The organism is Halomonas sp. BM-2019 (genome assembly GCF_017584085.1).
This window is the reverse complement of record NZ_CP071922.1, coordinates 2,960,492-2,972,588: the sequence shown is the minus strand read 5'-3', so window position 1 is coordinate 2,972,588 and position 12,097 is coordinate 2,960,492. Positions and strand designations below refer to the sequence as shown.

Below are 12,097 nucleotides of genomic sequence, written 5' to 3'. Positions count from 1 at the left end.
TCGCCTGCCGCTGGGCGAGCTCGGCCGGTGGGGAGAGGGGCAGGCGCTGGCCATCCTGACCTACGGCAACGGGGTCTACCTGGCGCGCCAGGCGGCCGCGGAGATCGATCCGGCGGGGCAGCGCCTGCGCATCCTCGACCTGCGCTGGCTGACCGGCATCGACCACGACGCCGTGCATCGGGCCGTGGGGGCGTGCCGGGAGGTGCTGATCGTGGACGAGTGCCGTCGCTCGGGGTCACTCAGCGAGGAGCTCGTGGCCGGCCTGGTGGAGCGAGGCGTGGCGAGCGAGAGGCTGCATCGCCTCACCGCCGAGGACAGCTTCATTCCGCTGGGGCCGGCGGCCACCCTGACCCTGCCCTCGGCGGCGCAGATCCTCGCCGAGAGCCGGAGGCTACTGGGGGATCACGCCTCGTAGCCGTTGAGGCGCTGATGCAGATGCAGCATCACCTCCACCTCGTGCTCCGGGCGCAGGGGCTCCAGGCCCAGCTCGCCGAACAGCTCGCCGCGGGCGCGGGCCCATTCGCCGGGGGGGATGCCGTCGTAGAGGCTCTCGGCCGGGGCCAGCTCCACGAAGGGGTCGAGGCCGTAGGTGTCGAAGAGCCGTGAGAGGGCGGCCTCGTCGTCGCCGATGCCGGCGGTATAGAGGGTGTCGCTGAAGTGGTCGTTCTCGAGCTCGCGGATCACGTCCAGCGGACTGACCCCCATGCTGTTGAGCTCCTCCAGGCTGTACTCGCCCAGCGAGACCAGCTCGGCGTCCAGCCAGTCGTCCTCGGGCTGGATCAGGGTGTGCTTGACGCGCCCATCGGGCAGCGTCCAGGCGATGGCCAGCGGCAGGCCGCCGTCCTCGCCGGTCTCCACGGCGATAAAACCGGGTATCGCGTACACGCCGCTCTGGGCCATGTCGGGTGTCCTCGTGTCGTTCATTGCGTGGCGCCGGGCGCTGTCGGGTGGCCGGCGGCCTCCCCCGGCAGGCGGAAGAAGGCACGGGCGGTAGCCGTGGTGGCCCGGGCCAGGGTCTCTTCGCTTGCGCCGCGCCAGTGGGCGATCTCCCGCACGATCCAGGGCAGCAGCGCCGGCTCGTGGCGTCTTCCCTTGAGTTTGGCAGGTAAATTGCGCGGCAGCAGGTAGGGGCAGTCGGTCTCCACCATCAGCCGGTCCAGCGGGATCTCGCCGACCAGCTCGCGCAGGTGGTGCCCGCGGCGTTCGTCGCACAGCCAGCCGGTGAGGCCGATATGCAGGTCGAGATCCCGATAGCGATAGAGGGTCTCGCGGTCCGCGGTGAAGCAGTGCACCACGGCGTCACCGATGTCGTCCCGCCAGTGCCTGAGCATCTCGGCCATGCGGGCGCCGGCGTCGCGTTCGTGGATGAACAGCGGCTTGCCGCATTCCGCCGCCAGGCCCAGCTGGGCCTCGAAGGCGCGCTCCTGCTCGGCGGGCGTGGAGAAGTTGCGGTTGAAGTCGAGCCCGCACTCGCCCACGGCGACCACCTCCGGCTGGCGATGCAACTCGCGCATGGCCGTTTCCAGGGCGCCATCCCAGTGGCTGGCGTCGTGGGGGTGCACGCCGGCGGTGGCATAAAGGGCCAGCCCCCGGTCGGCGTAGTGGCGGGCCATGGCCACCGCCTGTTCGGCGTGCTCGCGGTCGGTACCGGTCAGGATCAGGGTGGTGACATTGGCCGCCCGGGCACGGCCCAGTACCGCCGGCAGGTCGCGGACGAAGCTCTCGTGGGTCAGGTTGGCGCCGATATCCACCAGCGGGGCGGGGGAGGCGAAGCGCAGCGCCTCGGGCAGGACGTCGTCGAAGGGGGCGGGACGCTCTGGCACGCGGGGAACTCCTCTGTCGGGCGACCGGGGGCGCATTGTACCCGCGGCGGACGAGGGCTGCATGGGTTACACTAGCCGCCTTCGCGACTGGATGAGGTGTGTGCGTGACCCTGCTACGTCTGGAACAGCTGCAACTGGCCTACGGTACCCATGTGCTGCTCGACGGCGCCGACCTGGTGCTGGAGAAGGGCGAGCGACTGGCCCTGGTGGGGCGCAACGGCACCGGCAAGTCGACGCTGCTGCGCCTGGTGGCCGGCGAGATCCTGCCCGACGGCGGCAGCATCTGGCGCGCGCCGGGGCTGAAGATCGGCGTGCTCGCCCAGGAGCTGCCCGAGGCCAGCGGCCAGACCATCTTCGACGTGGTGGCCCAGGGCCTGCCCGAGGCCGGGGCGCTGCTCTCCGAGTACCACCACCTGGTGGGGGAGGCCGAGCCTGACATGCGCCGCATGGCCGAGCTGCAGACGCGGCTCGAGGCCATCGACGGCTGGTCCTTCCACCAGCGAATCGATGTGGTGCTGACCCGCCTGGGGCTGCCCGAGGATGCCGAGATGACCTCCCTCTCCGGCGGCTGGCGCCGGCGCGTGGCGCTGGCCCGGGCGCTGGTCGCCGAGCCCGACCTGCTGCTGCTGGACGAGCCCACCAACCACCTGGACCTCGATACCATCGCCTGGCTCGAGGAGCAGCTGGCCGCCTTCGGCGGGGCGGTGCTCTTCATCACCCACGATCGCACCTTCCTGTCGAGGCTGGCCACGGCGATCCTCGAACTCGACCGCGGCCGGCTCGGCCGCTACCCCGGCGACTACGCCAGGTATCAAGCCCAGAAGGCCCACGAGCTGGAGGTGGAGGCCCGCGAGAACGCCGAGTTCGACAAGAAGCTCGCCCAGGAGGAGGCGTGGATCCGCCAGGGCATCAAGGCCCGGCGCACCCGCAACGAAGGGCGGGTGCGGGCGCTGGAACAGCTGCGCCGCGAGCACAGCCAGCGTCGCGAACGCCAGGGCACCGCCAACCTCTCGGTGGACAGCGGCGAGCGCAGCGGCAAGCGAGTGGTGGAGCTCAAGGGCGTCACCCAGCTCTTCGGCGACGAGACGGTGATCCGCGACCTCTCCCTGGAGATCCAGCGCGGCGATCGCATCGGCCTCATCGGGCGCAACGGTGCCGGCAAGACCACCCTGCTCAAGATCCTGCTCGGCGAGCTCGCGCCCAGCGAGGGCGAGGTGCGCCTGGGCACCAAGCTGCAGGTGGCCTACTTCGACCAGCTGCGTGGCGGCCTGGAGCCCGAGAAGACCGTCTACGACAACGTGGCCCAGGGCAGCGACCGGGTCACGGTGGGCGGCCGCGACCGCCACGTGATGAGCTACCTGCAGGACTTCCTGTTCTCCCCGCAGCGCGCCCGCCAGCCGGTCAAGGCGCTCTCCGGCGGCGAGTCCAACCGCCTGCTGCTGGCGAAGCTGTTCACCCAGCCGGCCAATGTCCTGGTGCTCGACGAGCCCACCAACGACCTGGACGTGGAGACCCTGGAGCTGCTCGAGGAGCTGCTGCTCGACTTCGACGGCACCCTGCTGCTGGTCTCCCACGACCGCGCCTTCATGGACAACGTGGTGACCAGCGTGCTGGCCTTCGAGGGCGAGGGGCGGGTGCGCGAGTACGTGGGCGGCTACAGCGACTGGGTGCGCCAGGGCGGCCGGCTGCCGCCGGCCCCCTGGGAGGGCGCCGCCCGCCAGCAGGTGGAGCCCGTGGCAGAGGCCGAGCCGGTCGCGTCGACATCGGTGCCCTCCACGGCCCCTGCCAGAAAGCCGGCCAAGCTCTCCTACAAGCTGCAGCGCGAGCTCGACGGTCTGCCGGCCGAGATCGAGCGGCTCGAGGAGGAGGTGGCCGAGTTCGAGGCCCGGGTCGCCGATCCCGGCTTCTACCAGCAGGAGAGCACGGCGGTCACCGCGACACTGGAGGCGATGGGGGCCAAGCAGGCCGAGCTGGACGCCGCCATGGAGCGCTGGATGGAGCTGGAGGCCCTCGCCTCAGGCGACGCATGAAACAGGCGCCCAGCGCGGGCGCCTCTTGAAGCGCGAGTGGCCGATAGCCGTTACTCGGCGCTCTTCTCGCCCTTCTTGCCCACCCGCACGGCCAGCACGTCGCACTGGGCGCCGTGCAGTACCCCGGTGGAGGTGGAGCCGAGCAGTAGGGCGAAGCCGTGGCGGCCGTGGGAGCCGACTACGATCAGGTCCACGCCGTTCTCCTCGGCGAAGCGGTGGATCTCGGTGTCGGGCATGCCCACCAGCACGTGCTGGTTCTCTTTGGGCACCACCGGGTCGGCGATCTCCGCCAGGCGCTGCTTGGCGTGCTCGTCGAGCTGGTCCTGGATGCTGGTCAGGTCCATGGGGATATCGCCGCCGTAGGCAAAGCCCAGCGGCTCCAGGGTGTGCAGGATGGAGAGCTTGGCCCCCTGGTTGCGTTCGGCGATCTGGGCTGCACGCTCGAGCACCTTGTGGGAGTCCTTGGTCAGGTCCACGGCGACCAGGACATGGCGGTATTCATTGCTCATGGGTAGGCTCCTTGACGGCATGTCGATCAGGGGGAGGTCTGCTTTCACTCTAGGCCGGCTGGCCTGCCAAGACAACGACGTGTATCAAGAGTCACGCATCAACCCGTTTCGGAGATACCCATGACCTGGTTGTTTATCCTCTTTGCCCTGCTCCTGGTGGCCTCGCCGGTCATGTGGCTCAGGCCCAGCCCGCGCCAACGCCGCATCTCGGCCTTGCGCAATGCGGCGATCAAGGCCGGCGTCACGGTCAAGCTGGAGCCGCCGCCGCTGCACGGCATCGAGACGGCCATGCCGGCCTACCGCTGGCGCTATTCCCAGGAGCGCCCCGGGCCGGACTTCGTACTGGTGCGCGACGACCATGCCAGCGAGGTCCTCAAGCCCTTCGTGCATGGCTGGCGCTGGCGTCAGGAGACGCTGCGGCCGCTGCCGGAGGCGCTGGAGACGCGACTCAAGGGGCTGCTGGAGCGCCTGCCCCTGGACGCGGTGGTGGTGGAGTCTCACCGTTATGCGCTGACGCTCTGGTGGTGGGAGTCCCAGGACTTTCCGCGCTTCTCCACTTACCTGGAGGATTTCGTGGCGCTGCGCGACGGGCTGGCCGGGCGACCGGACAGCGGCGGCGTCTCGGTGCCTCTCGGGCAGCCCCGGGCCTAGCTCCGGGCCTTCTCCTCGGCGTCGCGGGCCTGGATTGCCAGGCCGTTGTTCTCCATGCGGGAGAGCAGCTCGGCCAGGGTAGCCAGCTCCCGGTCGCTTATCCCGTCGAACATTTCCCGGCGCGCCTCGCGTACCACGGCATCGATGCGTTCGAGCAGTGGCGTGGCCGCGGGGGTCAGGAAGACCCGCTTGGTGCGGCGGTCCTGCTCGCAGGGGCGCCGTTCGATCAGGCCCTGGCGGGAGAGCTGGTCGAGGGTGCGCACCAGGGAGGGCGCCTCGACGCCTATGGCACGGGCCAGGTCGCACTGGGGCTGGCCGTCGCCGAGTCGCCACAGGTGGTAGAGCGTCACCCAGCGCGTCTGGGTCAGGCCGAGGGGTGCCAGGCGCTCGTCGATGATGGCGCGCCACAGGCGTGGCAGGCGGCTGAGCTGGAAACCGATATTCTCGTTCATGGGTCTGGTCATTCCATGGGCGTTCGCTGGATTCTCTGAACCCCCAGCGTGGAATGCAAGCCGGCTTATCATTTCATTCGCTTTCCACCTGGCCGTTCACCCCGGCCGGGGTGTCACCCTGGCCTGCGCTCGGTCTCTCCGCCGGGTCGTCGCCACCCCGCCCTGGCACCAAGCGACGCAGTCCCCGCCCCTGCAGCCCCGTCAGTAGCTCCCGCCCATCAGCCAGGGAGGCCTCCTCCCCCTCGGCCACCCGGAAGCGCACCAAGCCGATGCGCTGCCCGCTGTCGGTCATCACGTCGATTCGCCAGGCCCCTGCCGGGTCATCAGGGAAGTTCCGCTTGTGGCTCCAGGCCCGGTAGCCCGCCTCCCGGCCGCCCTCGATGGTCAGGCTGATGCGGTCGATCACTTCGCCCTGGTGTCGCCAGACATGGAAGACCTCCTCCCTCAGCCCCCGCGGCGCGCGGATGGCCGTATAGGCATAGAGCCCGCTATCGGCCAGCGCGTCGGGTGTCAGGCGCAGCTCGCCCCTGGGGCTTCTCGCCGCCACGTCGAAGGCCGGGGAGAGGGCGGCACTGCCCAGCCACAGGTTGGCCGGCGGGACCCAGATCCGCCCGACCCAGGCCAGCCCGGCGAGCAGCGGCAGCAGGGTCAGCACCATCAACCAGCGTCGCCCGCGCTGCCGGGCGGTGAGGTGCAGCAGGCTCGGCAGGCTGAACAGCAGCATGGCGGCGAGTGCCAGCTTGAGGCTCTGTCCCGTGGTGAGACGCAGCATGATCGGCAGGGTGACCAGCACCACCAGGAAGACACACTGGGCGTGGAAGGCGAAGTAGAGCCAGCGGAAGCGATCCGCCACCCGGTAGTAGAGCGGGTCGATGATGGAGAACACCGCCAGGCCGATCAGCAGCAGGGTGAACAGCGCCTGGCCGCTGCTCCACACCGTGGTGGCCAGCAGGAAGGGCAGCGAGAAGAACAGCGTCTCCTGGTGAATCATCTGGGCGATGAACAGGGTCACGCCGTGGGGCAGGGTGGGATAGCCGCGCCGGGCCAGCAGCCGACCGATCAGGCTCTCCGAGAGCAGCAGCACCCAGGCCGCGAGCATGCCCAGCGCCAGCAGCGCTCCCAGCCACTGCTGGCGCTCCACCAGGAAGAAACTGCCGAGCCCGGCAGCGAAGGCGATCGGGGGCCAGAGCCAGCTCCAGGGCCGCATCCGCTCGACCAGCGCTTCGACGCGCCCGTGGAGGGCACTCAGCCGCGGGGAGTTGGGCGGCCCGCCGTCACGGGAGGGGGGAGCGGAGGAGGATGGCATTCAGGACGGCTACCCTGAGCGGGGACATCCGCCAAGACTAGCAGTCCAGCGGCGCGGTTGGGCGTTGACCGCTTCCGGTCGGGCAACGCCTGGGGGGCTTGACGTAGCGGTGCGGGTGAACCAAGCTGTGCGTATTCAAACGGCCGTATGAAATCGGGAGATTCGCGGATGATCTATCAGGGCAATGCCATCACGGTGCAGCGCGGCAGCGGCGACATCGCCACGCTCACCTTCGACCTCAGGGACGAGTCGGTCAACAAGCTCTCCAGCGCCGTGGTTGCCGAGCTGGAAGCGGCGGTCAAGGCCCTCCAGGCCGAGCGAGGCCTCGAGGGCCTGGTGATCGCCAGCGCCAAGGAGGCGTTTATCGTTGGCGCCGACATTACCGAGTTCCAAGGCATGTTCGGCAAGGGCGCCGACTTCCTGGAGTCGATGCTTCACCGGGTCCACGGCATCTTCAATGCCATCGAGGATCTGCCCTTTCCCACCGTGACCGCCATCAACGGCCTGGCGCTGGGCGGCGGCTGCGAGGTGCTGCTGACCACCGACTTCCGGGTGATGAGCGAGACGGCCCAGATCGGCCTGCCCGAGACCAGGCTGGGTCTCTTGCCGGGCTGGGGCGGCTGCGTGCGCCTGCCGCGTCTGATCGGCGCCGACAACGCCATCGAGTGGATCGCCGGGGGCACCCAGAACAAGGCGGATGTGGCGCTGAAGATGGGCGCCGTGGATGCCGTGGTGGCGGGCGGGCAGCTCGAGGAAGCGGCCCGCGATATCCTGGCCCGGGCCAGCGCCGGCGAGCTGGACTACCGGGCCCGCCGCGAGGAGAAGCAGCAGCCCCTCAAGCTCGGCCCCATCGAGCAGATGATGGCCTTCGAGACCGCCAAGGGCTATGTGGCCGGCAAGGCGGGCCCGCACTATCCGGCGCCTGTCGAGGCCATCAAGGTGATCCAGAAGAGCGCCGGCGAGGGGCGCGCCCGGGCCCAGGCCATCGAGGCCAAGGCCTTCGCCAAGCTGGCGATGACCGATGTGGCCTTCAACCTGGTGGGGCTCTTCCTCAACGACCAGGTGGTCAAGAAGAAGGGCGGCCAGTACGAGAAGCAGGCGCAGCCGATGAAGCAGGCCGCGGTGCTGGGTGCCGGCATCATGGGCGGCGGCATCGCCTACCAGAGCGCCTCCAAGGGCACCCCGATCCTGATGAAGGACATCAAGGACGAGGCGATCCAGCTTGGCCTCAAGGAGGCCCGCAAGCTCTTCACCAAGCAGGTGGAGCGCGGCAAGCTCTCTACCGAGCAGATGGCCGAGAAGCTCGCCAACATTCGCCCGACCCTCTCCTACGGCGACTTCGGCCACGTCGATCTGGTGGTCGAGGCCGTGGTCGAGAATCCCGGGGTCAAGGGGGCGGTCCTCGGCGAGGTGGAAGGCCTGGTGAGCGAGGCGACCATCCTCACCTCCAACACCTCCACCATCTCCATCACCCGCCTGGCGCAGAACCTCAAGCGCCCCGAGAACTTCTGCGGCATGCACTTCTTCAACCCGGTGCACCGCATGCCGCTGGTGGAGGTGATCCGCGGGGAGAAGACCGGGGATGCCGCCGTGGCGGCCACCGTGGCCTACGCCCGGGCCATGGGCAAGACCCCCATCGTGGTCAACGACTGCCCGGGCTTTTTGGTCAACCGCGTGCTCTTCCCCTATTTCGGCGGCTTCAGCCTGCTGATGGCGCAGGGCGCCGACTTCCAGCGGGTCGACAAGATCATGGAGCGGTTCGGCTGGCCCATGGGCCCCGCCTATCTGCTCGACGTGGTGGGCCTGGACACCGCGGTGCACGCCGGCGAGGTGATGGCCGAGGGCTTCCCGGAGCGCATGGGCAGCCTGGGCGGCGGTGCCAACAGGGACGGCGAGGACAAGAGCGCCATCCAGGTGATGTTCGAGAACCACCGCCTGGGCCAGAAGAATGACAGGGGCTTCTACGCCTACGAAGAAGACAAGAAGGGCAAGCCGAAGAAGGTCACCGACGAGGCCGCCATCGAACTGGTCAAGGGCGTGGCGAAGGAGAGCCGCGAGTTCAGCGACGATGACATCATCGCCCGCATGATGGTGCCGCTCTGCCTGGAGACCGTGCGCTGCCTGGAGGACGGGATCGTCGGCACCCCCGCCGAGGCGGACATGGCGCTGATCTACGGCATCGGCTTCCCGCCCTTCCGCGGCGGTGCGCTGCGCTATATCGACGCCATGGGCGTGGAGGCCTTCGTCAAGCTGGCCGACGGCCTGGCCGAAGAGCTGGGTGCGCTCTATGCCCCCACCAAGAAGCTGCGCGAGATGGCGGCCGCCGGCGAGACTTTCTACGCCGCCCCGGCCCACAGCTGATACCACCGCGACGAACAGGAGAAGCAAGAGATGAGTTTGAATCCGAGAGACATCGTGGTGGTCGACGGCGTGCGGACCGCCATGGCCAAGGCCAAGAACGGCGCCTTCCGCCACGTGCGTGCCGAGAACCTCTCCGCGGCGGTGATGGAGGCCCTGCTCGACCGCAACGCCGGCCTCGACCCCAGCGAAGTCGATGATGTGATCTGGGGATGCGTCAACCAGACCCTCGAGCAGTCCATGAATATCGCCCGAAACGCGGCGATCATGACCGGTATCCCGCGCAGCGTGCCGGCCCAGACCGTCAACCGCCTGTGCGGCTCCTCCATGACCGCGCTGCATATCGCCGCGGCCAACATCAAGGCGGGCATGGGTGATTTCTATGTCATCGGCGGCGTGGAGCATATGGAGCACGTGCCGATGACCCATGGCGTCGACGTCAACCCGGCGGCCAGCAAGTATGCCGCCAAGGCGGCGATGATGATGGGCCTGACCGCGGAGCTCCTGGGCAAGATGCACGGCATCTCCCGGGAGGAGCAGGACAAGTTCGGCGTGCGCTCCCACCAGCGCGCCCAGGCCGCCATGGAGAAGGGCTACTTCGACAATGAGATCATCGGCGTGGAGGGGCACGACGCCAACGGCTTCCGTCAACTGGTCCAGCATGACGAGGTGATCCGCGACGACGCCAGCCTGGAGAAGATGGCCGAGCTCAAGCCGGTCTTCGATCCCAGGAGCGGCACCGTCACCGCCGGCACCTCCTCGGCGCTCTCGGTGGGCGCCTCCGGCATGGCGGTGATGAGCCATGAACGTGCCCAGGCCCTGGGGCTTACGCCCATCGCCCGGGTGCTCGCCACCGGCGTGGCGGGATGCGACGCCTCCATCATGGGCTATGGCCCGGTGCCGGCCTCGAAGAAGGCGCTCAAGATCGCGGGCCTCACCGCCGACGACATCCAGACCGTAGAGCTCAACGAGGCCTTCGCCGCCCAAGGGTTGCCGGTGCTCAAGGACCTTGGCCTGCTCGACGCAATGGATGACAAGGTCAACCTCAACGGCGGGGCCATCGCCCTGGGTCACCCGCTGGGCTGCTCGGGCGCGCGGATCTGTACCACCCTGCTCAACGTGATGCAGCAGCGCGACACCACGCTCGGCCTGGCCACCATGTGCATCGGCATGGGGCAGGGCGTGGCCACGGTGTTCGAGCGCCTCAAGTAGGCCTGGGGTGCCGGCCGCGGGCCGGCTCCTACGGCCATGCACACGGCTACGCAGCAATGCCAGCGGCACCCCTCGGGGTGCCGCTGGCGGTTGCGCCCGGCAGGGTCAACGGGCCAGTTCGGCGGTCACGGTCTCGTCAGCGACCCAGCCCTGTTCCCGGTAGTAGCGCAGGGCGCCTTCGTGAAGCGGGGCGCTGAGCCCTTCCTCGATCATCGATTCGGCGGTCAGGGTACCGAAGGCCGGGTGGTAGGCCTTGAAGCGCTGGAAGTTCTCGAAGACGCCGGCAACCAGCCGATAGATGATCTCCGGGTCGGTGTCGGCCGAGGCGACGAGGGTGGCCCGCACGCCAAAGGTTCGCACGGCCGGCTGGTCGGGGGCGTAGAGGCCGCCGGCGATCCAGGCGCGGCTGAAGAAGGGGAAGGCCGCGACCAGCAGATCGATGGCAGGCCCCTCCACGTCGACCAGGACGGCGTTGCATAGCCGAATCGCCTGGGCCACCGAGTCGTTGGGATGACCGACCGTGTAGACCATGGCGTCGATATTGCCGTGACACAGCTCCATGGCCTGCTGGTCGGCCGGCAGCTCGTTGACCAGGCGGAAGCTGCTCGGGGTCCAGCCCCGGGCATCCATCAGGCGCAGCATGGTGCCGCGCTGGCCGGAGCCTGGGTTGCCGATGTTGACCGAACGCCCGGCCAGATCATCGAGATGGCGGATGCCCGCTTCACGTCTTGCCACCAGGGTGAAGGGTTCGCTGTGCAGCGAGAACACCGAGCGCAGGTCCGGGTCCGGGCCGACTTCCTGGAAGCCTTCGCGGCCGTTGGCGGCATAATAGTGGATGTCCGACTGGGCCAGTGCGATGCCCAGCTCGCCACTGCGCAGGGCGCGCAGGTTGGCGACCGAGCCGTCACTGGGCTGTGCCCGACAGGGCAGGTCGATGGTTCGGCACAGGGCGCGCCCCGCGAGATGGTAGACGCCGGCCGGGCTGGCGGTGCCGATGATCAGGGTCTCATCGGCCTGGGCCGAAGGGGGATTCCAGAGAAACAGGCTGACCAGGCCGATGGCCAGCAGTCCAGCGGGAGTTTTCATGACTCACCTCGCGTGGAGTGAGTCGGCCAGAGGGGGCTCGAACCCAGAGGAGCAGGCGAAAGCCAAAGGGGCTGGCTTCACGTCTATCTGGTCGACGGGCGGGAATTGGTGGGTTGTTCTGCGTGCCTTGCGGGCGCTCGACCGGCTGATACGGCATCGGCAACACCGACTACTGTGCGTCATCTGCACGACGGTGTTTAAGGTATAGCAGGCGTCGAGACGGCGGCAGGCGCCATCAACGCATTTTAATCGCATATGGTTAGCAATAATCCGCGTAAACCCTCGCCCACTCGGGCGGGGATACAAGCGGGCAGTGCGATAGCACTGCTGGGTTTGCGGCATTGGGCCCGGTGGAATACACTGTACATACATCCATGTTCTGATGACTTTCCATGCTGAAGGCCACGAAAGTTCGCCTCTACCCCACAACCGAGCAGGCAGAGCTTCTGGCCCGCCAGTTCGGCTCGGTGCGCTTCGTCTATAACACCGGCCTTCGCATCATGTCGCATCGCTACAAGCGTCACGGGCAGTCGCTGAGCGCCAAGCACGTCATCAAAAAACTGTTGCCGGTAGCCAAGAAATCGCGCAAGTACGGGTGGCTGAAAGATGCCGACTCCATCGCCCTCCAGCAAGCGTGCCTCAACCTCGATCATGCTTTCCAGCGCTTCTT

12 protein-coding genes are annotated in these 12,097 nt (G+C 68.4%); 6 read left to right on the top strand and 6 right to left on the bottom strand.

The window, feature by feature from the left end; translation table 11 throughout:
* The coding region (locus J5F18_RS14840) for a transketolase C-terminal domain-containing protein (RefSeq protein ID WP_346299341.1) at positions 1 to 415 on the top strand (415 nt) is incomplete at its 5' end.
* Here the strand turns inward: J5F18_RS14840 and J5F18_RS14835 are convergent.
* Together J5F18_RS14835 and J5F18_RS14830 are read right to left on the bottom strand one after the other, a co-directional pair.
* Positions 403 to 885, bottom strand: a complete 483-nt coding sequence (locus tag J5F18_RS14835; RefSeq protein WP_346302247.1) for a hypothetical protein — start codon at positions 883 to 885, stop codon at positions 403 to 405. The genes J5F18_RS14840 and J5F18_RS14835 overlap by 13 nt on opposite strands.
* Positions 886 to 920: 35 nt before the next feature.
* Positions 921 to 1,823 carry a TatD family hydrolase gene (locus J5F18_RS14830; RefSeq protein ID WP_346299340.1) on the bottom strand — a complete coding sequence of 301 codons (903 nt, stop codon included), beginning with the start codon at positions 1,821 to 1,823 and terminating at the stop codon, positions 921 to 923.
* A 104-nt stretch (positions 1,824 to 1,927) separates the two neighbouring features.
* Between J5F18_RS14830 and J5F18_RS14825 the strand changes: the two genes are divergently transcribed.
* Positions 1,928 to 3,853 (top strand): ATP-binding cassette domain-containing protein, encoded by a 1,926-nt coding sequence (locus J5F18_RS14825; protein WP_346299339.1) that lies wholly within the window; start codon positions 1,928 to 1,930, stop codon positions 3,851 to 3,853.
* A 50-nt stretch (positions 3,854 to 3,903) separates the two neighbouring features.
* Here the strand turns inward: J5F18_RS14825 and J5F18_RS14820 are convergent, their stop codons facing one another.
* Positions 3,904 to 4,362, bottom strand: coding sequence for a universal stress protein (locus tag J5F18_RS14820; protein ID WP_346299338.1), 459 nt, complete (start codon positions 4,360 to 4,362; stop codon positions 3,904 to 3,906).
* Positions 4,363 to 4,482: 120 nt separating this feature from the next.
* Between J5F18_RS14820 and J5F18_RS14815 the strand changes: the two genes are divergently transcribed.
* On the top strand, positions 4,483 to 5,013 hold the full coding sequence (locus J5F18_RS14815; protein WP_346299337.1) for a preprotein translocase subunit YajC: 531 nt from the start codon (positions 4,483 to 4,485) through the stop codon (positions 5,011 to 5,013).
* Here the strand turns inward: J5F18_RS14815 and slyA are convergent.
* On the bottom strand, positions 5,010 to 5,465 hold the full coding sequence (gene slyA, locus J5F18_RS14810; protein ID WP_346299336.1) for a transcriptional regulator SlyA: 456 nt from the start codon (positions 5,463 to 5,465) through the stop codon (positions 5,010 to 5,012). The genes J5F18_RS14815 and slyA overlap by 4 nt on opposite strands.
* 73 nt (positions 5,466 to 5,538) lie before the next feature.
* Positions 5,539 to 6,771, bottom strand: coding sequence for a DUF5924 family protein (locus J5F18_RS14805; RefSeq protein ID WP_346299335.1), 1,233 nt, complete (start codon positions 6,769 to 6,771; stop codon positions 5,539 to 5,541).
* A 168-nt stretch (positions 6,772 to 6,939) separates the two neighbouring features.
* On the opposite strand from J5F18_RS14805, the gene fadB reads away from it, so the two are divergent.
* Positions 6,940 to 9,132: a fatty acid oxidation complex subunit alpha FadB gene (gene fadB, locus J5F18_RS14800; RefSeq protein WP_346299334.1), complete on the top strand. Its 2,193-nt coding sequence runs from the start codon at positions 6,940 to 6,942 to the stop codon at positions 9,130 to 9,132.
* Between the two features lie 30 nt (positions 9,133 to 9,162).
* The gene (gene fadA, locus J5F18_RS14795; RefSeq protein WP_346299333.1) at positions 9,163 to 10,341 is read left to right on the top strand and encodes an acetyl-CoA C-acyltransferase FadA; all 1,179 of its coding nucleotides are present in this window, start codon (positions 9,163 to 9,165) and stop codon (positions 10,339 to 10,341) included.
* Between the two features lie 105 nt (positions 10,342 to 10,446).
* On the opposite strand, the gene J5F18_RS14790 is transcribed toward fadA, so the two are convergent.
* Positions 10,447 to 11,427 carry a TAXI family TRAP transporter solute-binding subunit gene (locus J5F18_RS14790; protein WP_346299332.1) on the bottom strand — a complete coding sequence of 327 codons (981 nt, stop codon included), beginning with the start codon at positions 11,425 to 11,427 and terminating at the stop codon, positions 10,447 to 10,449.
* A gap of 392 nt (positions 11,428 to 11,819) precedes the next feature.
* Here J5F18_RS14790 and J5F18_RS14785 point away from each other — a divergent pair.
* A partial coding sequence (locus J5F18_RS14785) for a transposase (RefSeq protein ID WP_346299331.1) occupies positions 11,820 to 12,097 on the top strand: 278 nt, incomplete at its 3' end.

Excerpts from the sequence above, each read along its gene's own strand:
- slyA (WP_346299336.1), bottom strand. The coding sequence starts at position 5,465 with ATGAACGAGAATATCGGTTTCCAGCTCAGCCGCCTGCCACGCCTGTGG.
- J5F18_RS14790 (WP_346299332.1), bottom strand. The coding sequence starts at position 11,427 with ATGAAAACTCCCGCTGGACTGCTGGCCATCGGCCTGGTCAGCCTGTTT.
- J5F18_RS14805 (WP_346299335.1), bottom strand. The coding sequence starts at position 6,771 with ATGCCATCCTCCTCCGCTCCCCCCTCCCGTGACGGCGGGCCGCCCAAC.
- fadB (WP_346299334.1), top strand. The coding sequence starts at position 6,940 with ATGATCTATCAGGGCAATGCCATCACGGTGCAGCGCGGCAGCGGCGAC.
- fadA (WP_346299333.1), top strand. The coding sequence starts at position 9,163 with ATGAGTTTGAATCCGAGAGACATCGTGGTGGTCGACGGCGTGCGGACC.
- J5F18_RS14815 (WP_346299337.1), top strand. The coding sequence starts at position 4,483 with ATGACCTGGTTGTTTATCCTCTTTGCCCTGCTCCTGGTGGCCTCGCCG.
- J5F18_RS14820 (WP_346299338.1), bottom strand. The coding sequence starts at position 4,362 with ATGAGCAATGAATACCGCCATGTCCTGGTCGCCGTGGACCTGACCAAG.